The 22,578-nt window shown below is 63.0% G+C and carries 24 protein-coding genes and 2 pseudogenes; 16 read left to right on the top strand and 10 right to left on the bottom strand.

Annotated elements, in window-relative coordinates; translation table 11 throughout:
* Positions 1 to 3: 3 nt before the first annotated feature.
* The 4 genes from NX02_RS29660 (at position 4) to NX02_RS33810 (ending at position 3,032) form a co-directional block, all read left to right on the top strand.
* Entirely contained in the window at positions 4 to 657 is a 654-nt protein-coding gene (locus NX02_RS29660; protein ID WP_047100470.1) for a hypothetical protein, read from the top strand.
* Between the two features lie 44 nt (positions 658 to 701).
* A complete protein-coding gene (locus NX02_RS29665; protein ID WP_081856854.1) occupies positions 702 to 1,208 on the top strand; it encodes a YqaA family protein in 507 nt (168 codons plus the stop codon).
* Between the two features lie 37 nt (positions 1,209 to 1,245).
* Positions 1,246 to 2,580: an MFS transporter gene (locus tag NX02_RS29670; protein WP_030541580.1), complete on the top strand. Its 1,335-nt coding sequence runs from the start codon at positions 1,246 to 1,248 to the stop codon at positions 2,578 to 2,580.
* 110 nt (positions 2,581 to 2,690) lie between these two features.
* Positions 2,691 to 3,032, top strand: a complete 342-nt coding sequence (locus NX02_RS33810) for a hypothetical protein (protein WP_030541579.1) — start codon at positions 2,691 to 2,693, stop codon at positions 3,030 to 3,032.
* Between the two features lie 114 nt (positions 3,033 to 3,146).
* On the opposite strand, the gene NX02_RS33815 is transcribed toward NX02_RS33810, so the two are convergent.
* A complete protein-coding gene (locus NX02_RS33815; protein WP_030541578.1) occupies positions 3,147 to 3,518 on the bottom strand; it encodes a Rossmann-fold NAD(P)-binding domain-containing protein in 372 nt (123 codons plus the stop codon).
* A 138-nt stretch (positions 3,519 to 3,656) separates the two neighbouring features.
* Positions 3,657 to 3,848, bottom strand: coding sequence for a heavy-metal-associated domain-containing protein (locus NX02_RS29680; protein ID WP_425424062.1), 192 nt, complete (start codon positions 3,846 to 3,848; stop codon positions 3,657 to 3,659).
* A 137-nt stretch (positions 3,849 to 3,985) separates the two neighbouring features.
* On the opposite strand from NX02_RS29680, the gene NX02_RS29685 reads away from it, so the two are divergent.
* Both NX02_RS29685 and cueR read left to right on the top strand, forming a co-directional pair.
* A complete protein-coding gene (locus NX02_RS29685) occupies positions 3,986 to 6,436 on the top strand; it encodes a heavy metal translocating P-type ATPase (RefSeq protein ID WP_047100471.1) in 2,451 nt (816 codons plus the stop codon).
* Positions 6,437 to 6,447: 11 nt separating this feature from the next.
* Positions 6,448 to 6,843, top strand: coding sequence for a Cu(I)-responsive transcriptional regulator (gene cueR / locus NX02_RS29690; protein ID WP_084718422.1), 396 nt, complete (start codon positions 6,448 to 6,450; stop codon positions 6,841 to 6,843).
* A 484-nt stretch (positions 6,844 to 7,327) separates the two neighbouring features.
* On the opposite strand, the gene tnpC is transcribed toward cueR, so the two are convergent.
* From tnpC to tnpA, 3 genes are all read right to left on the bottom strand, one after another.
* Positions 7,328 to 8,995, bottom strand: a complete 1,668-nt coding sequence (gene tnpC / locus NX02_RS29695) for an IS66 family transposase (protein ID WP_025292208.1) — start codon at positions 8,993 to 8,995, stop codon at positions 7,328 to 7,330.
* 106 nt (positions 8,996 to 9,101) lie between these two features.
* Entirely contained in the window at positions 9,102 to 9,449 is a 348-nt protein-coding gene (gene tnpB / locus NX02_RS31910) for an IS66 family insertion sequence element accessory protein TnpB (protein WP_084717705.1), read from the bottom strand.
* Positions 9,446 to 9,811, bottom strand: a complete 366-nt coding sequence (tnpA, locus tag NX02_RS34140) for an IS66-like element accessory protein TnpA (protein WP_025292209.1) — start codon at positions 9,809 to 9,811, stop codon at positions 9,446 to 9,448. The genes tnpB and tnpA overlap by 4 nt, the downstream gene beginning before the upstream one ends.
* Positions 9,812 to 10,000: 189 nt before the next feature.
* Here tnpA and NX02_RS29705 point away from each other — a divergent pair, with 189 nt between their 5' ends.
* Entirely contained in the window at positions 10,001 to 10,396 is a 396-nt protein-coding gene (locus NX02_RS29705) for a cupredoxin domain-containing protein (RefSeq protein WP_047100343.1), read from the top strand.
* Positions 10,397 to 10,651: 255 nt separating this feature from the next.
* On the opposite strand, the gene NX02_RS29710 is transcribed toward NX02_RS29705, so the two are convergent.
* Positions 10,652 to 11,350, bottom strand: coding sequence for a Crp/Fnr family transcriptional regulator (locus tag NX02_RS29710; protein ID WP_047100344.1), 699 nt, complete (start codon positions 11,348 to 11,350; stop codon positions 10,652 to 10,654).
* Positions 11,351 to 12,037: 687 nt separating this feature from the next.
* On the opposite strand from NX02_RS29710, the gene NX02_RS29715 reads away from it, so the two are divergent.
* From NX02_RS29715 to NX02_RS34150, 5 genes and pseudogenes are all read left to right on the top strand, one after another.
* Positions 12,038 to 12,409: a hypothetical protein gene (locus NX02_RS29715; protein WP_047100345.1), complete on the top strand. Its 372-nt coding sequence runs from the start codon at positions 12,038 to 12,040 to the stop codon at positions 12,407 to 12,409.
* An 88-nt stretch (positions 12,410 to 12,497) separates the two neighbouring features.
* Positions 12,498 to 12,770, top strand: coding sequence for a transposase (locus tag NX02_RS29720; RefSeq protein ID WP_425424063.1), 273 nt, complete (start codon positions 12,498 to 12,500; stop codon positions 12,768 to 12,770).
* A 13-nt stretch (positions 12,771 to 12,783) separates the two neighbouring features.
* Positions 12,784 to 12,971, top strand: a pseudogene (locus NX02_RS33820) (heavy metal resistance protein); the annotation flags it as partial.
* A 70-nt stretch (positions 12,972 to 13,041) separates the two neighbouring features.
* Positions 13,042 to 13,293, top strand: a complete 252-nt coding sequence (locus NX02_RS34145; protein ID WP_425424055.1) for an RNA polymerase sigma factor — start codon at positions 13,042 to 13,044, stop codon at positions 13,291 to 13,293.
* Complete coding sequence (locus tag NX02_RS34150) at positions 13,238 to 13,543, top strand: sigma factor-like helix-turn-helix DNA-binding protein (protein ID WP_425424056.1); 306 nt, start codon at positions 13,238 to 13,240, stop codon at positions 13,541 to 13,543. Before NX02_RS34145 ends, NX02_RS34150 begins: the two co-directional genes overlap by 56 nt.
* Positions 13,544 to 13,646: 103 nt before the next feature.
* On the opposite strand, the pseudogene NX02_RS29730 reads toward NX02_RS34150, so the two are convergent.
* Positions 13,647 to 14,029 (bottom strand): annotated as a pseudogene (locus NX02_RS29730) (transposase); the annotation flags it as partial.
* 211 nt (positions 14,030 to 14,240) lie between these two features.
* Between NX02_RS29730 and NX02_RS29735 the strand changes: the two are divergent.
* Positions 14,241 to 14,912 carry a Crp/Fnr family transcriptional regulator gene (locus NX02_RS29735; protein ID WP_245648917.1) on the top strand — a complete coding sequence of 224 codons (672 nt, stop codon included), beginning with the start codon at positions 14,241 to 14,243 and terminating at the stop codon, positions 14,910 to 14,912.
* Positions 14,913 to 14,919: 7 nt separating this feature from the next.
* Here the strand turns inward: NX02_RS29735 and NX02_RS29740 are convergent, their stop codons facing one another.
* On the bottom strand, positions 14,920 to 15,483 hold the full coding sequence (locus tag NX02_RS29740) for a hypothetical protein (protein ID WP_158014294.1): 564 nt from the start codon (positions 15,481 to 15,483) through the stop codon (positions 14,920 to 14,922).
* A gap of 214 nt (positions 15,484 to 15,697) precedes the next feature.
* Here NX02_RS29740 and NX02_RS29745 point away from each other — a divergent pair, with 214 nt between their 5' ends.
* Positions 15,698 to 16,132: a potassium channel family protein gene (locus tag NX02_RS29745; RefSeq protein WP_245648918.1), complete on the top strand. Its 435-nt coding sequence runs from the start codon at positions 15,698 to 15,700 to the stop codon at positions 16,130 to 16,132.
* Positions 16,133 to 16,140: 8 nt separating this feature from the next.
* On the opposite strand, the gene NX02_RS29750 is transcribed toward NX02_RS29745, so the two are convergent.
* Together NX02_RS29750 and NX02_RS29755 are read right to left on the bottom strand one after the other, a co-directional pair.
* On the bottom strand, positions 16,141 to 17,358 hold the full coding sequence (locus NX02_RS29750; RefSeq protein ID WP_047100350.1) for an acetate/propionate family kinase: 1,218 nt from the start codon (positions 17,356 to 17,358) through the stop codon (positions 16,141 to 16,143).
* Positions 17,355 to 18,695 (bottom strand): bifunctional enoyl-CoA hydratase/phosphate acetyltransferase, encoded by a 1,341-nt coding sequence (locus NX02_RS29755; RefSeq protein ID WP_047100351.1) that lies wholly within the window; start codon positions 18,693 to 18,695, stop codon positions 17,355 to 17,357. Before NX02_RS29755 ends, NX02_RS29750 begins: the two co-directional genes overlap by 4 nt.
* Before the next feature lie 331 nt (positions 18,696 to 19,026).
* Here NX02_RS29755 and NX02_RS29760 point away from each other — a divergent pair, with 331 nt between their 5' ends.
* A complete protein-coding gene (locus tag NX02_RS29760) occupies positions 19,027 to 19,710 on the top strand; it encodes a methyltransferase family protein (protein WP_047100352.1) in 684 nt (227 codons plus the stop codon).
* Positions 19,711 to 20,064: 354 nt separating this feature from the next.
* Positions 20,065 to 22,449, top strand: coding sequence for a glycosyltransferase family 4 protein (locus NX02_RS29765; protein ID WP_084718426.1), 2,385 nt, complete (start codon positions 20,065 to 20,067; stop codon positions 22,447 to 22,449).
* Positions 22,450 to 22,578 lie beyond the last annotated feature (129 nt).

A 22,578-nucleotide genomic window follows, 5' to 3' on the forward strand; every position in this document is an offset into this window, starting at 1 on the left:
ACCATGTTCAACGCCCAACGTCCCAATCTCGACGACCTGCCCACCAATCGGCAATTGATCCGGGCGACACTCGTTGCCGCCATCTCCGCCAGCGCCCTTCTCGTCGCGGTCATTCTGCCCTCGGAATATGGTGTCGATCCCACCGGAGCCGGCCGCGCGCTGGGCCTTACCCAGATGGGCGAAATCAAAGTCCAGCTGGCTGAAGAAACAGCACAGAACGCCGCCGCCGATGCAGTGGCGGCGCAGGCGCCAGCCCTCGCAAAGGTGGAGCAGGCTGCAGGCGGCAGCGTGCAACCGGTAGCCGCGCCCCCGAAGGTGCCCCTCGCGAGCGAAGCCGATGGGCGCACCGACACGACGCGCCTGACACTTGCGCCAGGCGAAGGCGCGGAGGTCAAGTTCAAGGCCAGTAAGGGCGCCCGTGTCGTCTTCAACTGGTCGGTAGAGGGCGGCCACGTCAATTACGACACCCACGCGGACGCTCCGGGCATCTCCTATCATGGTTATGGCAAGGGCCAAGCGTCGACCGGCGAGCAAGGCGATCTCGTCGCCGCATTCGACGGCAGCCACGGCTGGTTCTGGCGCAACCGTTCGGGTGCCCCGGTGACGATCATGCTACGCACCGAGGGCGCCTATAGTGAGATCAAGCGGGTTGTCTGACATCGCTGCATCTCGTCCGATCGAATCCCGCCGTGCGAGCCCTCATGAACAGCGCGGTGGGATCGTCGGCGTCATGCGTTTTACCGGAGAGTTTTCAGCTGCCGGACATCGATCTTCTCGCGCTGGGTTATCCTGGCCTGTTTCTGGCTGCGCTGGTTGCTGCAACCCTGCTGCCGGCACAATCCGAACTGCTGCTGCTCGCCATGCTGGCTTCCGGAAGGTTCGAGCCGGTCCCGCTGCTCCTGGCCGCGTCGGTGGGCAATGTGCTGGGCTCAACACTCAACTGGGCGCTTGGCCGCTTTCTCGCGCATCATCGCGGCGCCCGCTGGTTCCCGGTCTCGGAGACCGCAATGGCGAAAGCGGAAAGGCGCTATCGCCGGTTCGGCGCGCTTTCCCTGCTGTTCTCATGGCTGCCCATCATCGGCGATCCCCTGACGCTTATCGCCGGCGTCTTGCGCACGCCGCTTTCCCGCTTCCTCCTGCTGGTCACGATCGCCAAATCCGGACGCTATCTAGTGCTGATGGTGGCGCATGGTTATCTGACCGCATGAGGCTGCAGACCAGTCTCACGGGCCCAACGAGGTAGCCATGCTCAAAATATTGGCCAACCGAACCTATCGCCATCTGTTCTTGGCCCAGATCATCGCGCTGATCGGCACCGGCCTCGCTACCGTCGCGTTGGGCCTGCTCGCCTATGACATCGCTGGTGCTGACGCGGGTGCCGTGCTGGGCACAGCGATGGCGATCAAGATGATCGCTTATATCGGTGTGGCCCCGATTGTCGGCGCCTATGCAAACCGATTGCCGCGCCGTAGTTTCCTCATCGCGATGGACCTGATCCGTTGCCTGGTCGCGCTCGCGCTGCCCTTCATCGATCAGGTGTGGCAAATCTACGTACTGATCTTCGTGCTGCAATCGGCTTCGGCAGGGTTCACGCCGACCTTCCAGGCGACCATCCCTGACGTGCTGCCCGAGGAACAGGACTATACTAAGGCGCTGTCCCTCTCTCGCCTCGCCTATGACATGGAAAGCCTGACAAGCCCGATGCTCGCTGCCGCGCTGCTTACGGTTATGAGCTTCCACTGGCTGTTCTCAGGCACTGCAATCGGTTTTGCCTGTTCGGCCCTTCTTGTGTTGACGACCGTGCTTCCGCGGGCCGCTGCCAGCCGGCCGACGGGCGGCATCTATTATAATACCACGCGCGGCGCCCGGCTTTACCTCAAAACGCCTCGGCTTCGTGGCCTGCTCGCCGTGACTCTTGCAGCCGCCGCGGCCAGTGCGATGGTGATTGTTAATACGCCAGTGCTGGTACAGTCGGCCCTTGGGCGTGGACAGAGCGCGATGGCGATCACGCTCGCCGCTTTCGGTGGCGGCTCGATGCTGGCGGCGCTGTTGCTGCCGCGTTTGCTTGAACGGCTCTCCGATCGGACAGTGATGCTGTCGGCCGCTTCGGCTATGACGGTCACGCTGGCGGCGCTCGCCTTGTCTTGGCAGGACCACGCCGCCCCCCATTATTGGGGCGTGATCCTCGTGGGCTGGTTAGCACTTGGCATTGCCTATTCGGCCAGCATTACGCCTGGTGGCCGGCTGCTACGCCGCTCTTCGGGCGGGCAGGATCGGCCCGCCCTGTTTGCAGCGCAATTCGCGCTTAGCCATGTGTGCTGGCTAATTGCCTATCCACTGGCAGGTCAGATCGGCGCATTCGGCGGCATGGGCGCCGCGTTCGCTGCGGCCGCTGTGCTGGCGCTAATCGGCACGGTGATTGCGTTCCGCATCTGGCCCAGTGAAGACGCCGAAGTGGTAGCACACAGGCATGACGATCTGCCACTCGATCATCCCCATCTTCTCGAAGGGCATCCGGGCGGTCGCGCCCGCCACGCGTTCGTGATCGACGAGCTGCATCCACGCTGGCCGATCCAGTAGCGGCAGTGAGTGTGAAAGCGAGCGGTGACGATCGCGGGCAGCGTGTCGCGGAGACTGTGTTTCGGCTACCATCCGAGCAGCGAACGCGCGCGGGAGATATCGAGGATATAGTGGTCGTTGCTGCTGTCGATCATCCAGGGCTGGATGAAGTCGTCGCTGCCGAGCGCTTCGTTCTGCAGGATGATCCCGGCCTTCGCGAGCGGCTACGGAATCCGGATAGTCTTCCGGACCTCGCCGTCGAGCGCCTCGCCCACGATGTCCTGGATCTCGGCATAGCCGGGCGCGCCGATGAGCAGCGGCAGCTCGGCCGAAAGGTCGTGCCGCCGATCGACCAGGCGAAGCACGGCATCGGCCAAGTCGTCGCGGTGCGCCGATGCCGCACGCAGCATCCCGTGATAAAAGTGCGAGATCACGCGATGCTCGTAGATCTGGGATATCTGCTGCGCGAGTAACGCCGAGCGCCCGTCGCCGTCGTAAACTCCGGCGGCGGGGAGGAAGACGACGGGAATCTTACCGCGCCTCGCGTGCAGCAGTGCTTCGGCAACAACTTTCGACTGTGGATACGCCTAGGACGCACCGATTGGCGACTCCTCGCTGATGCGCTCTTCCGGAGTGGCGGCAGGCTTATGAACCAGCATTGTGCTGGCGAAGACGAATTGCTCGACGTCGAACGACCGGAGCCCGTCAATCAGCCGGCGGGTGTCGTGCACGGTGGCCTTGTCGTAGAGCGGATTGGGGTTGCCCGTGATGTCATAGCCGATTGCCGACGCGGGCGGCCGCGGGTCTGGAGGACCGACACGATCCAGGCCGACAACCGTGTAGCGTTCCCTCGGCTGGGCAACTAGCGCGGCGGCTGTAAAGCCGCTCGCACCTGTGATGAGGACGACTTCGAGGGCGTCCTTGTCGCTCCCTGACCCACTGCGCTCACCGTCGGTCATCAATCTGCCACCCTCATTCATTGTGCTGCGGAACGCATACAGTCCCCCTGTACTTATGATCGCGAGGCGGGCGCGTGCGGATCACCGCACAATTGTTTTACGCGCCCGCCCCGCAAATCCCTTAGGCAAAATGGGGCTTTATTGCGTCACCGCGAAGCCGGCTTTCTCGATGGCCTGCTTGAGCTGCTGTACATCGGCCGTCGAGTTTACCGAAACGGTCTTTCTCGCCAAATCGATGTTGACGACGGCATTGGCATCGACGCGCTGAAGCGCGTTGGTCACACCGCGCGCACAGCCTCCGCAGGTCATTCCCTGAACTTTGAAGTCGATCATCTTCGTTCTCCCATAAGGTGGATGAAACAAATATGGGGCTTGACACTGTGTCAGGGTCAAGAGGTGAATTTAGCTGTTGACCTTGACACAATGTGAGGGACCATAAGGCCGTCGACTCAGTAGTGGAGACGACCATGAACGCCCGGGCGCAGCTGCCAATGCAGGCACAGACGAGAAGCGACGAAAGGCTGTCGCTGGCCATCGATGGCATGACCTGCGCGACGTGCGTCGGGCGGGTGGAGCGCGCCATCGCCGGGGTGCAGGGCGTTGCCGGCGTCTCGGTCAATCTCGCGACGGAGCGCGCGAATGTCGAGTTCGTCGATGGACGATCCGATGTCGCTGCCGTAGCCGATGCGGTTCTTGCGGCGGGCTACACCCCGGTGACACAGACGACCGAGCTGACGATCACCGGCATGACCTGCGCCTCCTGCGTCACCCGGGTCGAGAAGGCGCTGCTGAAAGTGCCCGGCGTCCGCTCCGCGAGTGTCAACCTGGCGGCCGAGACGGCGCGGATCGAAACGGCGGGTGACGTCCCCGCTTATGTCTTGGTCGAGGCTGTCGAAAGTGCTGGCTACACTGCATCGGCGCGCACCGGATCGGCGGAGGCGGAACGCGGCGCCGAGGACGCCCGGCGCGACGCCGCCGCAACAAGAGAGCTCCGCCATGTGCTGATCGCCGCGGCGCTGTCGCTGCCGCTTGTCTTTCCGATGCTGCTGGCCCCGTTCGGTATCGAGGTGGCCGTGCCGGGCTGGATCCGGCTGCTGCTCGCGACGCCCGTGCAGTTCTGGCTGGGCGCGCGCTTCTATCGCGCGGGTTGGAAGGCCGCGCGCGCCCGAACCGGCAATATGGACCTGCTGGTCGCGATCGGCACATCGGCCGCCTATGGGCTCAGCCTCTACCAGCTGCTGTTCGCGCCGATGCACGGCATGGACGCGCATTATTACTTCGAGGCTTCGGCCGTCGTCATCACCCTTATCCTGCTCGGCAAATGGCTCGAAGGCCGCGCCAAGCGTCAGACCGGAGAGGCGATCCGCGCGCTGATGGCGCTGCGGCCCGACCAGGCTCGCGTTGTCGGCACCGACGGCAGCGAACGAGAGATTGCCCTGGCGGAGGTGCGCTCGGGTGACCGCGTCCGCGTCCGGCCCGGGGAGCGCATCCCCGTCGATGGACGACTGATCGAGGGAGCGACCCATGTCGATGAATCCATGCTCACCGGAGAGAGCCTTCCGGTCGCCAAGGCCGCTGGAGACCCAGTGACCGGCGGATCGATCAACGCGGACGGGCTCATCCTGGTCGAGACGACGGCGGTGGGGGCTGAGACCACCCTCGCCCGCATCGTGCGCCTGGTCGAAAGCGCGCAAGGCGCCAAGGCTCCGATCCAGCGGCTCGTCGACAAAGTCAGTGCCGTGTTCGTGCCAATCGTCCTCGTCATAGCCGCGCTTACCCTCGCCGGATGGCTGATCGCCGGCGCCGGAGTGGAAGTCGCGATCCTGAACGCGGTCGCGGTGCTCGTCATCGCCTGCCCGTGCGCGCTCGGCCTAGCCACTCCGACCGCGATCATGGCCGGTACGGGCGTTGCCGCGCGGGCCGGCGTGCTCATCAAGGATGCCGAGGCGCTGGAGACCGCGCACCGCATCAATGTCGTTGCGTTCGACAAGACCGGCACGCTGACCGAAGGCAAGCCCTCGCTGCTGGCCGGACTGCCCGCCGCCGGGGTCGAGCGCACCGATCTCATCGCGCTCGCCGCGGCGCTTCAGGCCGGAAGCGAGCATCCGCTCGCTCGGGCGGTCATGGCGTGGGCCAGCTCGGAAGACGTCGAACCCGCCAGCGCCGAAGGCATGCGCGGCCTGCCGGGTCGCGGCGTCGCTGCAGAGGTCGACGGACGCCACCTCATCCTCGGCAGCACGCGCTTGATGGAAGACGAGGATATAGCGCTGACGCCGCTGGCCGCCGAGGCGGCCCGCCTGGAAGCGGAGGGACGGACGGTCTCCTGGGTCGCGGAACGCGCACCCGAACGCCGCCTCCTCGGCCTCCTGGCGTTCGGCGACGAGGTGAAGGCCTCCGCTGCGGCCGCCGTGGCAGCGCTGCATGGCCGCGGCATACGCAGCGTGATGCTGACCGGGGACAATGCGGGAAGCGCGCGCGCAGCGGCCGCCAAGCTGGGCATTGACGACTTCGTTGCCAATGTCCTGCCGGAAGGAAAGTCGGATGCGGTGGCGGCGTTGCGGGGAGAGGACCGCACGGTCGCCATGGTAGGCGACGGGGTCAACGACGCCCCTGCCCTCGCGGCAGCCGATGTCGGCATCGCCATGTCGACGGGAACGGACGTCGCCATGCACGCAGCAGGCATCACGCTGATGCGCGGCGACCCGCGCCTGATCGCCGACGCAATCGACATCTCGAAGCGGACCTACGCCAAAATCCGCCAGGGGCTGTTCTGGGCGTTCATCTACAATCTGATCGGCATCCCATTGGCGGCCTTTGGTTATCTGAGCCCGGTGATCGCCGGCGCGGCCATGGCGCTGTCGAGCGTCAGCGTCGTCGCCAACGCTCTGACGCTTCGCCGTTGGCGCCCAACGGCTTGAGGAGAGGACAAGTGAACATAGGACAGGCCGCGAAAGCCTCAGGGGTCAGCCAGAGGATGATCCGCCATTATGAGGCGATCGGCCTCATTCCGAAGGCCGCGCGGCGTGATTCCGGCTACCGTGACTATGACGAGCGCGAGGTGCACATGCTGCGCTTCATCCGACGCGCGCGCGATCTCGGCTTTCCGATTCCCGAGATCGCGCAGCTCGTCGCGCTCTGGCAGGACGGTGACCGGGCGAGCGGCGAGGTCAAGGCGCTCGCGCTCGCGCGGGCACGGGAAATGGAGCGCAAGGAGCGCGAGCTCCGCGCCATGCGCAAGTCGCTCGAGGATCTGGCCCGTCGCTGCGCTGGTGGAGATCGGCCGGATTGCCCGATCCTGGACGATCTGGCGATCGAAGCGCCCTGAAAAACGCCGCAACGATCAGCCTGGTCGGGCCGCGCCCGGGCTCGAGCTCTAGCCGATCCGAACGGTTACGACGGCTAAGGAAACCTCTTGACCCTTGGACCATGGCCCAAGGGCCATGAGTGGCTGAGGAGGCGACATGGCTTGATTCACGGTCGGATCCATCGCCTCCGCCTCGGGGGCTAGACACCGACGCGGGGTGACTTACGTCGAATGTGACGCAGGCGATCAAGCCAGCTCGCCCGCGACTTAGCGCGGTGCAGAACCCACGCTTACAATGAGGAGGATGCGTCTAGCTTAGATACTCCCCCACTCACGCAACCCTCGGGCTCGGGCTCGGCCTCTCGGCTCGCCATGCGACTGCGCGCTTCCCGGAAACGACGTACGCATCCGATAGCGGCCGCCTTGCGATAGGGGAGCAGTCGCGCGAGTTAGCGGCAGTGCAAGCACCGTAGTTTGCACTGCCGCTAGCGACGGCACGGTTGGGTTAGGCGGCTATTTTGGCCGGGTCGCTGTTCTGGAGGGTTTTCCAGGTCCAGGGCAAGAGTTCGTGCAGCCGGTTCTGGGGGATGTCGGCGATGCGAGCGAGGACATCGGTGAGCCATGCGAGCGGATCGACGTCGTTGAGCCGACAGGTGCCGATCAGGCTGAACAGCATTGCGGCGCGTTCTCCACCCCGGTCTGATCCCACGAACCCCCAGCTCTTCCTTCCGCGAGCTACGCTGCGCAACGGCCGCTCCGCAGCATTGTTCGTAAGACAGATGCGACCATCTTCCAGGAAGGTGGTGAAGCCTTCCCAGTCATTGAGGAAGTAGGCGATGGCCTCGGCCACGGGATCTTTCCGGGAAAGGGTCTTTCGCTGGGTATCGAACCAGGCCTTGAGCTGATCGACTAACGGGGCGACCTTTTCCTTGCGAACGCGTAGGCGTTCATCGGCGCTCTCGCCGTTGATATTCCGCTCGGCGGCGAAGATCTGGTCGATCATCTCCAGCCCCTCCCGCGCGAGTGGGGAGATGAGCGGCACTTTCCCCTTCTTCTTGCCCTTCAGCTGGCTGGCCACATCGACCAGTACGAACAGCTTTCGTCTGCCGTGCTGCCAGCAATTTGCGCGGGTCATGGCCTTATCTGCCCACCCTTCCTTGAACATCTCGTTGAAGCCGGCATAGCGGTCGACCTGGAGGATTCCGGTATAGCCGGCCAGATGCGCGCGGGGATGTTCGCCCTTTCGGTTTCGGGAGTAACGGCACATCAGCGCCGGGGGTGCCGCCCCACCAAAGGGGGTGTCATCGCGCACATAATCCCAGATGCGAGCGACCTCGGCCTTATATTTGGCGAGGCGAGGAACAGTGGTGTCGTCGGCGTGGAGGCGCTCGGCGGCCAGCACATGGGCATCGTTCAGCAGGGAGATCGGTTTGAGGGCGGCGCAGACGGCGCCGACCTGATCGGCAAGCGTCGAGATGCTCAGGGGGATGCCCTCCGCCTCCAGGCGGTCGCGCTGGCTGTTAAGCGGCTGATGCAGTCCATATTTCTGGAAGACGAGATCGGCCAGGAAGTGCGGGCCGAACATGCCCCGGGGCGTCACGTGGAAGGGCGCTGGGGTCTGGCGGATCTTTTCACAATGCCGGCAGGAGACTTTCTCACGCACCGTCTCGATAACCTTGTGGCGCGCGGGCACCTTCTCCAGGGTTTCAGTGATGTCGGGCGGTAAATGGCTCAGCGCGTCCGAGCCGCAGCAGGGACATTGCTCGGGTGCGGGGATCACCCGCTTCTCGCGCTCCACATGAGCCGGGAAGTCGCGGCGGGGTCCCCGCTGACGGGTGAAGGGACCAACGGTGGTTGTTTTGGCCGCGGCTTGCGCGGCGATGCTTTCGGCTTCACTGGCATCAGCCTCGAGTTCTTCGAAGCCCAGTTCGAGCTGGTCGATGAGCCGACTTGCCCGCTCCGATTTCGCGCCATATTTGTCGCGGCGCATGAGCGCGTTCATCAGTTCAAGATGAGCGTTACGAGCAAGAAGGTCGGCGTTGATGGCCTCCACACGGGCGGCTTTTGCCTCCGCTTCGAGCGCCTTGGTCTGAGCTGCCTGGACCAGCTGACGCGTCGCCACGAGCTCGGCTTGGAGCTGCAAAAGCTCAAGAGAGGCATCGGCCGAGGGCATGGTCGCCCATAGCAAAAAATGCCCAAAAACCCTAGGCATTTCTCAGTTTTTGATGGATTTTCAACGCTCTATTCGCCCCTCTGGGGCGCCGTAATCATGTTCAGTGTCAACCAACCTGGCTGGGCCGCCATGTTCGCTGCGGGTTGCGCCAATCTATCCCCTCGAGCAGACAGGCCAGCGCCGAGGGGGTAAGCGCGATCGCTCCGTCCTTGGCCGAGGGCCAGATAAAATGTCCACGTGCGAGACGCTTTGAATACAACGATACGCCCAGCGCATCGCTCCACAGAATCTTCACCAGATCGCCGCGACGTCCGCGAAAGACAAATAAATCCCCATCATGGAAGCGTCGCCCCAGATGCTGTTCCACCTGGCGGGCTAAAGTAGCCATGCCGCGACGCATGTCGGTATGACCGGCCGCTATCCAAATCTTTACATCCGCAGAAACGGGGATCATCGCAAGCTCCCCAGGATCGCGCGGACAAGTTCGGGCCGCGCCTCAGCGCCGAACCGGATTACCGCTCCCCGCGTCTCAATCTCCGCTGCAACGCGCAGGCCCTGCCTCTCGCTCGGCACGTCAGCGGAGGCATCAGTCTGCATCACCACCGGCACAAAGTTCGTCCCGGTTTCCGACGGATAACCCCCTCGCGTCCGATCCCGCCGCCACCGGTGGATCAGGCTCGGATGTACGTCCGCCGCCCGCGCAATATCCGCTACAATCGCCCCGGGCGCACAGGCCGCCAACACCAGCGCTTCTTTCTGCTCCGCCGTCCACGCACGCCGGCGCTCCGGCCCCGAAATAACCGTTATCCGATCCATCACACCCTCGTTAGCTCCAGTGCAAACTACGACGTTTGCACTGGAGCTAACTCCGACGCCGATCACATCAGAACAAGGCGGTCCCTATCGGATGCGTACGAAACGACCGATTGTGGCGAGCCATAGCCTGAGCTGACAAGTGCGAGAGGCTCTGCTCCGTGCTAAGGGAACTTTAGACGGAGACAACCGATGCGTGCTCTCATTCCCGCTGTTTCGATGCTGCTGCTCGGCGCGCCTGCTGCCGCCCAAACTCCCGACTGGTCGAACGCCAGGACAGTCGAAATCGAAATGTCGAGCTTCGCCTACACACCGGACACGATCTCCTTGCGCCGCGGCATTCCTTACCGACTGTACTTCGTCAACAATGCAGGCGGCGGTCATAATTTCGTCGCCAAGGACTTCTTCGCTAGTGCTACGATCGATCCCGCCGATCAGACAGCGCTAAGCAAGGGTAAGGTTGAGTTGGAGGGCGGGAAAAGCGCGGACGTTCGCTTGGTCGCGAACCGCCCCGGCACCTACAAGGTGCATTGCTCGCACTTCATGCACTCGACGTTCGGAATGACGGGCAAGATCGTCGTCCAGTAGGGCCACTACACGAAAGTGACTTCTGCGTACGTGAGATACGAATGAATGCCGAACGGCGAGGCTTCGTGGAAAGCGAGCGCGAGCCGTAGCTGGTGTAGTTGGTGCCGACGAACATGCTCGTAAACCGCGATACGCTCATCAACGCAGTGAGGGCGGATGGCACAATCGGCGCGGACGCTCGACCTGCCCATGTGACCGGCGGCAGTTGATGGCAGCGCCGCACGAGTGGACTTCCGGGCGAATGTCACCGGCGGCCTAGCCCTGTTCCGCACGTGCCGAGAGCGCGATTTCGTTCAAAACCCTGATCGAGCGCGTCGTTGGCAGATCAATGACGCCGGCGCTTCTCAATCTTGTCATCTGTCGGCTGACCGTCTCGATCGTAAGCCCGAGCACGTCGGCGATCTGAGCCCGGCTGAGCGGTAGGACGAACTCATCCAGCGGCGACCGGGCGCAACCGCCACGGCCGATCTGGCGCGCCATCTGGACGAGAAAGCTCGCCACCTTCTCTTCCGCCGTCTTGCGGCCGAGCAAGAGCATCCACTCGCGGCTATGGTCTAGCTCATCCAGCGTGCGCTGGAGCAGCAACCGCTTCAACTTGTCGTAGGTCCTGAGCGCCTGCTCGAAGTGCTTTCGTGAAAACACGCACAGCTCAGCGTCCGTCAGCGCCACCACGTTGTAGCGTGTTGAGGACGCGTAAGGTCTGCCGATGAAATCAGCTGGGTACATCAGGCCCACAATCTGCTCACGCCCATCCGCCGTGGTGGCATTAAGCTTGAGAACGCCCGAGACGACGTTCGCAAAGATCATGTTTTCGTCGCCCGCCCAGATAACGGGCTCCCCCTTTGCAAAACGTCGTCGACGCTTCAGGGCGCTGAGCGGCGCCAGTTCCGCATCGCTGAGGCCGGCGCATAGCGCCCGATTACGTATTTCGCAGCCGGGACAAGCTACTCTCACACCTCGTTACCCACGCCCGAATCACTGCTCTGGCCTGCCAGGGCATCCAAGCCTGGTGCGACGTTGCCGATGATTGACTGATCATGGTCCACGTGAGACCGATAGCCCTTGGACCATAGTCCAAGGTCAACCCAGAAATTCCGGGAAATTCCGCAGTAAGGGCTGCAGACCAGCGGCGCGGGGTCACATTGAGACGCTGGATTTCACGATCTCTTGACCTCCTATAGAAGCCCATTGTCCACGACAGCCACCCCGCGTTTGGCTGCCGGCGGCCAGGCCATCGACGCCGCCGTCCGAACTTTCGCGATCCTTCAAACATAAGGAAAAAGGTACCCGGCCGCCTTCGCTGGCGGCCGGGGTCAGGTGACGCCATCACCGTGAACGATCGGCGGTAGCGCCGAAGGCCGACCTATTTTGTTTAGGTGCCGACCTGCCGCACGGTCAGGACCGGGGCGTTTTCGCCTTTCCGCTTGCGCGATTCGTACGGATTCATGTGGCTTGATTACCTGCCGCGAGCGCTCGCCTTGCCGCTTCGCCTGCAGTGTACCGCTTTGATCTGCGTCAATGACGCGACCTGCGACCGCGCGCAGGGCTTATCCGCAGTCCGCTAACCTGATTTCCCGGGCGAGCGGAGAAAACTACCTATAAATCGAGCCCACGCTTTGACCTTAATGAAAAGGATTTCACATGAAGATCTCGAAATCGCGCATCCAGATGGGCCTAATCTTCTCGGCACTGCTGCTATCTTCGGGCGCCGCACTCGCTCAAGACCGCGCCGCCCCGCCGGCGAAGCCGATGGGGGGCGGCATGATGGGGCATGACAACATGATGGGCCATGACAAAATGATGCCGGGGATGAAGGACGGCAAGATGAAGGGCAACATGCCTGCCTCGTCGTGTATGTCAAAATCCAGCATGCAGAAAATGGGCATGAGCCAGAAAAAGATGGCCGAAATGGGAGCCAAGTGTCGCGCGGAGAAGAAGCGCGGTACCGGGCCCGCCGACGCCAAACCCAAACCCGACGCGATGAAGCCGATGCCTATGGAACGCGATATGTGAGAAGTAGGCGGGGACGGCTTAAACCTGAGCGATGAGCGATGTCTGCGCCGCGCCCATGCGCGCGGCGGGCGAGTTTCTGGGCGACGGCATGGCCTTTGACGGGCTGATCGCTGACAAGGCCTTTGACAGCAACGCGCTCGTCGCCGAACTCAACGATCGCGGCGCCAGGATCGCATATCCCAGCACCCCGCCCGCGCGCAGAAACTCAAGATCGACGCCAGCATCTATGAATGGCCACCTCATCGAAAACTTTTTCTGCAAGCTCAAGGAGTTCAAGCGCGTCACCATGCGCGCATGCAAGACCGACCAGAGCTTCGAGGCAATGATCTACCTCGCCGCCGCCGTCATCAACTCACGATGAGTCCCCACAGCCCCTAGAGCTCCGCGCGGGCAATGCCCGCTTGGCCGACGCCATAAGGCCGAGCACGGCAACGGCTCGCAGGTGGCTGCGGCCGTCGACCGGTCGCACCAAGCAATGGGCGAACTGCAGGAGACGCTCGCCCATATCTTCGCGATGCGGCAACTGCTTCGTCCCAACCAAGCCGCCAAGTTCGACCAGGCTCGCGGGCTGCTCCGACGGCGAACTGGCGGCGTTAACGCTCGGCGGGCGCCAGGCCGCCTTTGCGGAGATCATGCGTCGTCATCGGGAGTCGATATATCGGCTTATCCGCGGTCATATCGGGGACCCCGAAGAGGCGATCCATCTGACCCAAGACTGCTTTTCGGCCGCTTTCCAGCATCTCGGCAGTTATGACGGGAGCCGACCGTTGCGCGCTTGGCTGACAAGCGTCGCTATCAACAGTCGCTATCAACAAGAGCCGCGACTGGATGCGCCGCAAGCGGGTGCGGCAAATCCTGACATTCGCATCAGCGCTGCCGTTTGATACGATCGAGAACGTGCGGGATCAGGCACCGGCCGTGGACGTGGCGACGGCGGACCGGGCGGAACTGGCGCGCTTGTGGCAGGCGGTGGCGCGGCTGCCTACCGCGCTCAAAGACACTCTTCTGCTACGCACGGTGGAGGGATTGTCTCAGTCCGAAACGGCGGTAGCGCTGGCGATCAGTGAGAAGGCGGTCGAGACCCCGCTTTTAACGGGCCCGGGCCCGCTTGAGCAAATCCTGGAAATAATCTGAGGGCTTTGGCCGGCCCGTGCGTAATGGAGTGTGAGGGCGGTCGGGTTTCCCGTTCGCACGTACCACCGTGACTGATCCACGAGGAGGCAGCCTAATGCGTAAGTCAAGCAGCTCCTTTGTAGTCGTTCTGGAAGGGCGTTCTCGACTGGATGATGGCCCAGAGCACATTCACGCGTCGCCGTGCGAGCGCGATGACGGCCTGGTGGTGGCGTTTCCCCTCGCGCCGTTTGCGGTCGTGGAAGGCGCGGCTGTCGCTGTTTCCGAGCGAGCAAAAGGCGGATTGGTAGAAGACGCGCTTCAGCCCCTTGTTGCCGCCGTTGGGCCGTCTGAGGAAGCGGGTCTTGCCCGATTGCTTCAGCACGGGCGCGATGCCGCTGGCGGCGGCGAGCGCGTCGGCGGAGCGGAAGCGGTGAGGTCGCCTGCCTGGGCGATCAGCTCGGCGGTAAGCACGGCCCCCATGCCGGGCAGGCTGTGGAAGTGCCCGGCAAGAAGGCGCAGCCCTATTCGGTCATGGCATTCGGGGCCGGCAGACGGAGGGTCTTTTCACGCCACGGCTGAGTGCGTCAAGCGAAGCAATGGGTGTGCAATGTCAAGCGGATGCTGAACCAAACCGCTGAGATGCCGATGAGGAGCCTGAAAAGCCGACACTGTATGGAAGGCGAAAGAAGTCATGAGACGAGCCTGTTCGGAGTGTGGCGTGCGCGATCAAGCGCTATGCGCGAGTCTGACTGACGATCAACTGGCGGTGTTGAGCCGGGCGGGCCGTCGTAGGTACGTGGCAAAGGGGGAGTCGGTGATATGGGCTGGTGACGAGAACATGATCTGCGCCAATGTCGTCGCAGGTGTATTCAAGCTGAGCACCTCGACCGCCGACGGACGCGAGCAGATCGTCGGCCTCCTCTACCCGGCCGACTTTCTTGGTCGGCCCTATGCGCCGTCATCGAACTATACCGTAGACGCTCTCACCGACGCCGAGCTCTGCGTGTTTCCTCGCAAGCACTTTGAGCAGGCTCTTCATGACTATGAGGAACTGGAGCGGCTCCTGCTGCAGCGTACGCTGGACGAGCTGGACAACACGCGTGAATGGATGCTGCTGCTGGGACGCAAGACCGCTGAGGAGAAGGTGGCAAGCTTCATCGTCCAGATGAGCCGGCGACTGGCCAAGGGGCGCTGTGGAGCGTCGACCGGGGAAGAGTTCCTCCTCCCGCTGAGCCGCACCCAGGTCGCCGACGTGCTCGGGCTGACGATCGAGACGGTGAGCCGCCAGATGACACGCCTCAAAAGCGCCGGTGTCATCGATCTTCCTACAACGCGGTCGATCCGCGTCTTGGATAGGCCTGCGCTATCGGCGCGCGCTGAGCATGCGTGACGGAGCGTCACCTGCCCGTTTCTTCCACGTAGCCTAATCTCTCGCCGACGCGGGAGAGCGCACCCACGGTGAAATGCCCGCGGCCCCTGGAAAAGACAATATACTCGTTAAACAACATCGCACGCCGCCCGTTGATGAAAAAGCAACGCAACATATACCCCAGAGTGTTGGGCGTGAGGCAGGCGCATCTGCCGTCAGGATGAAGCGCATCAACAATGTCACCGAGTAGTCCCTCGTCTTCATGTTGCTGCTCGATCACCCGCTTCAGCAGGGGCGAATCCCCACCCGTCCGGGGGCAAGGTGGGAGGACGCACCTGAGCAACTCCCGTGCCCACCGGTGTTGCTCCGGCAGAAATGTCTCAAGCCGTTGCAGGACGGCGGAGTGAATGGAAGCACTCGGCATCGCCGGGAGGCAGTCGGCGAGCTCCTCCAGCGCATCGTAGAGGCAAGCGAGCTCGACATGATCCTTGAGCATGCCGGCCAACTGAGCGTCGGGATGGGGACGATACGCAGCATCGTCCGCGAACGATGTGCCGTCGATGCTGCTTTCCTTGAGCGATTGATCAGACACACTGGGCTCCTACCTGCCGCGACGGTAGAGCCGCCGGCGCTAGAGACACATTGACGCACGTCAAAGTGCATGCGCGAGGAATGATCAATGCGAGCTGAATGACACGCCGGCGACCTAGAGCCCACGAGCGATGATTGATTCTTAGTTCCTGCCAAGGTTCTAGCAGGTCGTCGAGGATCGAACGTCCGGCGATCCCCTGAGACACGGAGATATTGTGCCGCAGCTTGTCATCGCTAGCATCATGGTCGCGCTGACCGTCGTCATGCACCTGGTTGGACTTGGATTGCTCGTCGCGCTCATGCGCCGACACCAGCGCCGGCTTCAGGTCCGTCGCACTCGGCTTCACCAGCTCATTGTCATCTTTGGCGCCGCGTTCGGGCTGTTCGCCCTCCACACCATCGAGATCTGGACCTACGCGATTCTGTACGCGGCGGTCGGGGCGCTCCCGACCTTCGACGACGCGCTCTATTTCTCGACCACGACCTACTCCACTCTCGGATATGGCGACGTCGTTCTCCCGAGAGCCTGGCGGTTGGTCGGCGCCATCGAAGGTGCCAACGGAATCATCCTGCTTGGATGGTCGACCGCGTTCTTCGTCTCCGTCATCAACCGGATCAGGCTTTTCGAGGAGGATGCCGAAGAACGCTGATGCGAAGCTCATCGGACCGAAGGCGGCGAGCGCCGCTTACCGCCGCTGCGCCCTGCCAGGCCCGCCGTCAACTCTCGCGTCGCGGTCGCTATCACAAGCTCCTCATTGGCCGGTATGACGAAGACCTTCACGCGTGCTGCCTCCGCGCTGATGCGGGGCAGGCCCTGCTCATTTCGGGCGGGATCAAGGATAACGTCAGCCCAACGCAGCCGTTCGCAGATGGCGGCGCGAAGGGACGCAGAGTTTTCGCCGATGCCCCCGGTAAATACGAGGAGGTCCAAGCCGCCGACCGCCACCATCAACGAGCCAATCTCGCGCGCTGCCCGGTACGCGAACAGGTCGAGCGCCTCGGCGGCGGAGGGATCCGGGCTCTGCGCCAAGATGCGAACATCATCGCTCAGCCCTGACACGCCGAGAAGACCGGAGCGGCTGTTCAAAAGGTCGCCAACGGCTTCTACCGTCATGCCGCGGTCGCGTATCAGATAGAGGATTAGCCCGGGATCAATCGACCCCGAACGGGTTCCCATCATCAGCCCCTCGAGAGAGGTGAACCCCATCGTCGTGCCGACGCTCTGTCGATTCCGCATCGCGCAGAGGCTCGCACCGTGCCCGAGATGCGCCGCGATCACGCGGCCATTGGCGTGATCAGGGGCCACCTCGACAAGTGCCTGTGCGACATGCTCGTAAGAGAGTCCGTGAAAGCCGAACCGCAGCAATCCCTCGTCGCTGAGTGCCCGCGGCAGCGGATAGAGCTGCGCCACCCGCGGTTGGGTGCGATGAAACGCCGTGTCGAAGCAGGCAATCTGGGGCAAGTCCGGCGCCATCGCCGTTACGGCGGCGATCGCAGCGATGTTGTGCGGCTGGTGAGCCGGCGCAAGCGGAATGAGCCGCCCCAGTTCGTCGAGCATCGCTGCATTCACGATGGCCGGTTCCGCAAACGTTGTGCCGCCGTGGACCACTCGGTGTCCGACGGCCGCCAGCGGCCTGTCGACAAGCTTGGTTGCGGCGGTCCTCAGTAGCCATTCGATCCGGGCCGGCAGGGTTGCCCCTGCAGCTCCCGGCAGAGCGGCGAAGGCGGGGGCATAGGGGCCGCTTGTACTGACCGGGAATCCAGCGCCCCGATCTTCGATTACACCCCGACACAAGAGATCAAGTCCGGCACCGTCAAAGAGCGCGAACTTCAGCGTAGACGAGCCGACATTGAGGACCAGGATGGAGGATGTCATAGGGCACGCGACAAGCGGCTGCGAATGAAGATCTGCGCCAGCGCGCAGGACGCGACCCGTGCCAACGCGCCGTCGGCACGGCTGGTCAGCATGATCGGCACGCGGGCGCCGAGGACCCGGCCCGCGGCATCGGCCCCGGCGAGATAGATCAGCTGCTTGGCGATCATATTGCCCGACTCCAAGTCTGGCGCGAGAAGAATATCGGCATCGCCGGCCACGGACGATGCGATGTGCTTTGCTGCCGCTGCCTCCTTTGAGATGGCGTTGTCGAACGCGAGCGGCCCGTCCAGCAAGCCGCCCGTAATCTGCCCGCGCTCGGCCATCTTGCACAGCGCGGCCGCCTCGACCGTGGAACTGATCTTGGCATGGACCATCTCTGTCGCTGAGAGGATGGCGACCTTAGGTGGGTCGATCCCGAGCGCGACACACAGTTCGATTGCGTTCTGGACAATGTCTCGCTTGTCGTCGAGCGTCGGGTAGATGTTGATCGCAGCATCGGTGATGAACAGCGGCTTGTGGTAGCTCGGGACATCCAGCGCGAAGATGTGGCTTATCCGCCGCTCGGTCTTGAGACCGCTGCCACTGGCCACGACCGCGCCCATGAGCTCGTCGGTATGGAGCGCCCCCTTCATGAGGGCCTCCACCTGCCCTTCGCGGACCAGTGCCACGGACTTTTCCGCAGCAGCATGACTATGGGGAACGTCGATCAGCTCGAATGCGCCCAGGGGAAGCCCAGCCGCCTCTGCCGCTTGCGCGATCCGGGCGGCGGGGCCGACCAGGATTGGCACGATCAGCCCAGCATCAGCCGCTTCGACCGCCCCGCGAAGCGAAGCTTCGTCAACTGAATGCACGACCGCGGTTCTGATCGGGGGCAGGCCTTGCGCCTTCTCCAGCGCCGCCCGATAGCGGGCACCCGGGGTGTGGAGCTTTACGGAAGAGGACACGCTCGCCGCGCGCCGCAGCTTTTCGCGCGGGGCGACGACCTCGGCCCAGCCATGCACCAGGATTGCTCCCGATGGATCCGAGCATTGAAAATCGAGCACGACATGACCGTCACTGCGCTTTTCGCGGACCGCGAGGGTGGCCGTGATCGCGCCGCTTGGCGTATCCGGGCGCCCATAGGTCAGCGTCTGAGTGAGGGTGATCGTGCCGAGCCCCGGTAGCTGCGTTTCGATGAGATGGGAGAGGAGCAGGCCGGCCCAGGCGCTGGCGCCGGGCTGCAGCTCGATGATGTCGTTCTTGAGGCCCGAGGGGCCAAAACGCTCCAGCTCGCGCGTGAGCGCCGCGGTTTCGCCGATGGCCAGCTCATCATAGGGGCGATTCTCGAGCGCTTGCATGCAGTGCAGTCCTGAGCGGCCTGGCAATGGGCGCGCCGCGACCCGCAACACTTGTCGCCTTGAGTGCGGAGTGCAGCTTTGATCTGCGTCAATGACGCGTCTCGGGTGGCACCCAATGATCCGTAGACATAAAGCAGGATGAGAAAATGATCGTCGATGAGCTGGGCGACAGAGCGGAGAGGAGACATAGCGCCGCGCGTCCGTCGGCGACAGGCTTTCGGCACAGTGCGTCGCTTGACCAATCGCGACGCACCCTGCTCGGACATTCTTTCCCTGGATCGGTCCGCGTCCGCGCTCCCCAATCCGTTAGGCGGCCGGGAGCTGCCTGGCCATGACCCACAGCGATGTGCCCGCCTATGGCTTGTGGGGGGTCGCGGCAGTGAATGCGGCCGTCTTCATCCTCTTCGCCTTCAGCTTTTTCAAGCCACATACGCCGCGTGACTGGCGAAGTTTCGGCGTATTCAGCGGCTTCCTCGTGGCCCTGTTCGCGGAAATGTACGGTTTTCCGCTGACGATCTACCTTCTCTCAGGCTGGCTCCAATCCCGGTTTCCGGGGGTCAACTGGCTCTCACACGATGCCGGGCATTTGCTTGAGATGATGTTCGGCTGGAGGACCAATCCTCATTTCGGCCCATTCCACATTGCGAGCTTCGTGCTCATCGGCGGGGGTTTTATGCTCATCTCGGTGGCATGGAAGGTGTTGCACACCGCCCAGCAAGAGCAAAAGCTAGCTACAGGCGGCATCTATTCGCGGATTCGGCATCCGCAATATGTCGGGTTCATTCTGGTGATGTTCGGCTTCCTGCTGCAGTGGCCGACTCTGCTTACACTCGGCATGTTTCCAGTGCTGGTCGTGATGTACGTTCGTCTCGCACGCCATGAGGAGCGGGACGCGCTTCGCGAGTTCGGAGAAGACTACCGCCGATATGCGGCGCAGGTACCTCCCTTCGTTCCTCGCGTTTGGCGCCGCGCCGATAGGGCGGCCGGGCGGGTAAAACCAGAAGACGCCGGCTGATGGCGCCAAGCACCTGGACGCTTGTGGGGCGCCCGTTTGGTTCGCCACTTACATGTGAGGCGGACCCGGCCAGTTCGTGCGCGGCCACAGCCGTACCCGTTCATGATGTCTCTTCCACCACGCCTGCCGAAGTTCACCGCGAATGAGCTGAAAGACAGCCTTGACTCTGGACTATGGTCCAGCCGCCACAAGGGCTCACGGTTGTCCGTCAGGGTAGTCTGACCTGGGTTCGTTTATCAACCATTGGAGAGATGAACTGTCGAACGACGACCCGCCCAACGAGCTGCGAGCCCGCGCTGAGCTCAGTACTCAGCACGCATTTTCCGAGAGAATTTACACGTTTGAGGTACTCCAATGAACGACGCACGCACGGTCCCTTCTCTAAAGCGTATTGCTTTGATCGGAACCTGCGTCCCGCGGCATTGCGGCATCGCGACTTTCACCGATGACATGCAACGCGCGCTCACCAGCCAAGATCCGAACCTGTCGTGCATCACGGTCGCCGTCACCGATAGTGGCGGGAGCTATGCCTATCCCGACTTTGTACCGCTTGAGATCGATCACTCCGATCCTGCATCCTTCGCAGTCGCCGCTGATTTCCTGAACGTCGCCGACATCGAGGTCGTCTCCCTGCAGCACGAGTTCGGGATATTCGGCGGTGAAGCGGGGGAGAATGTGCTCGAACTGCTGCGCGGGCTAAAGACGCCCGTGGTCACAACACTGCACACTATCCTGGCGGCGCCCAACCCCGCCCAACGCCAGGTTATGGATGAAATTATTGGGCGCTCCGCGCGGTTGGTTGCCATGGCAGACAAGGGCCGACAGATACTGGAGGACCTCTATGGCGTTCCGTCCGAGCGGATCAGCGTAATTCCGCACGGCGTTCCTGATCGCCCTTTTCTCGACCCGGCGATGGCGCAACACGATCTGGGGCTTGCGGATCGAACAGTACTGATGACTTTCGGTTTGCTCGGGCCCGGCAAAGGGATCGAAACAGCGATCGGCGCAATGCCCGCGCTGGTTCGCGACCACCCCAAGATCCTCTACATGATCGTTGGTGCGACCCATCCGAGCCTTCGCCGTCACGAGGGCGAGCGTTATCGTGCGAGCCTCGTCGCTCTCGCAGACGAACTGGGGGTGACCGACCACATTCATTTTGTCGACCGATACCTCTCACTGGACGAACTTCTGGACCATCTTGCGGCTTGCGACATCTATCTGTCCCCATACCCGAATGAGGCCCAGATCGTCTCGGGCACGCTGGCCTATGCCGTAGCGTTGGGTAAGGCTGTGGTCTCGACGCCCTTCTGGTATGCGCAGGAACTGCTCGCCGACAATTGCGGCGTCCTCGTACCGTTCGGCGCACCGAACGCGCTGGCTGGCGCGGTCAGCCAGCTGATAGACGACGATACATCCCGCAGCGCAATCCGGACGCAAGCTTACGCGCTGGGAAGGACGATGACGTGGTCGAATGTCGCACGACAGTATCTGGAGGTCTTTTCCGACGTAAGGCTTGAAAGACGGTCCCCCAAGGCTGAGGTCATTCCCTTCGCTCCAGGGGGAGCAAGAAGGAATGAATTGCCTCCGCTCGCGACGGTCCACCTTGCTGCATTGACCGATAACGTCGGATTGATCCAGCATACTCAGTTTGCAGTTCCCGACCGCAGACACGGATACTGCCTTGACGACAATGCGCGCGCGCTGCTGCTCATGGCCGAAATTGCCCGACTGCGACCCCTTTCTTCACAGGAGGACCGGCTCGCTCTCACCTACGCCGCGTTCGTCGAACATGCCTGGTGTCCCGCCGAAAGCAGGGTCCATAATTTCATGGGGTTCGATCGCGAATGGCTCGATGAACCTGGTGCCGACGATGCCCATGGCCGGGCGGTCTGGGCACTCGGTGCCGTTGCACGGCACCAAGATCCGCGTCGTCTCGATAGCTGGGCCGCTGCGCGATTGCTGGACTTCGCGCCCCCCTTGAACGATACCTCCTCGCCGCGCGCATGGGCATACGGTCTCCTTGGGATCGAAGGTTTTCTGGGACGTTTTCCAGGCCATCGCGGATTCGAGCGGCTGAGGGACAACCTCGCCGATCGTTTGTTTCAGCGCTGGTCGGACGCCGCTGCTCCGGACTGGAACTGGTTCGAGGATCGGCTGGGCTACGACAACGCCAAGCTATGCGAAGCCCTCCTGGTGACTGGCCATTCGCGATCCAATTCTCGCCACATCCAGGTCGGTCTCGACACGCTGCGTTGGCTGATGAAGTTGCAGACGGCCGAGGCGGGCCACTTCCGGCCCATTGGCACCGACACCTTCGGCACCGATCGTCGCCATCCAGAGCCGTTCGACCAGCAGCCATTAGAAGCGTGTTCGGCCGTCAGCGCTTGCCTTATCGCGGCGAGTGTCAGTGGGGACCAGAGGTGGAGGCAGGAAGCTCGGCGGGCATTCAGCTGGTTTCTCGGAGAAAATGACCTGCGCATCCCTGTCGCCGATACCGCTGCGGGAGCCTGCTTTGACGGCCTCCACCCTGATCGGCGGAACGCCAATCAAGGCGCGGAATCGACCCTTGCGTACCTTGCGGCGCTGACCGCCATGCTACTGGCAAACGATCATCAGTTTGTTACGCCGCTAAAATCTGCTGCTGTCGATGCGGGCCATACCATTTCTGCGCGCCAAGACAGCGGCGCCGTAAGCGTTGTCTGCAGGCCGCACGCCAATGAATTCAGCCGTTTTGCTTAGGCGGTCTTCCCGACGGCGCGGCGTTTGGCAATGGCGGCGAGGAAGTTTCTCGAACCCCGGCGTGCCGCCGCAGTCTTCGGGCGGGCCGCGGCGTGCGTCGTCGATGTAGCGCGGATATTTGGTATCGGG

This window comes from Sphingomonas sanxanigenens DSM 19645 = NX02, from assembly GCF_000512205.2.
In the GTDB taxonomy this organism is placed as follows: domain Bacteria; phylum Pseudomonadota; class Alphaproteobacteria; order Sphingomonadales; family Sphingomonadaceae; genus Sphingomonas_D; species Sphingomonas_D sanxanigenens.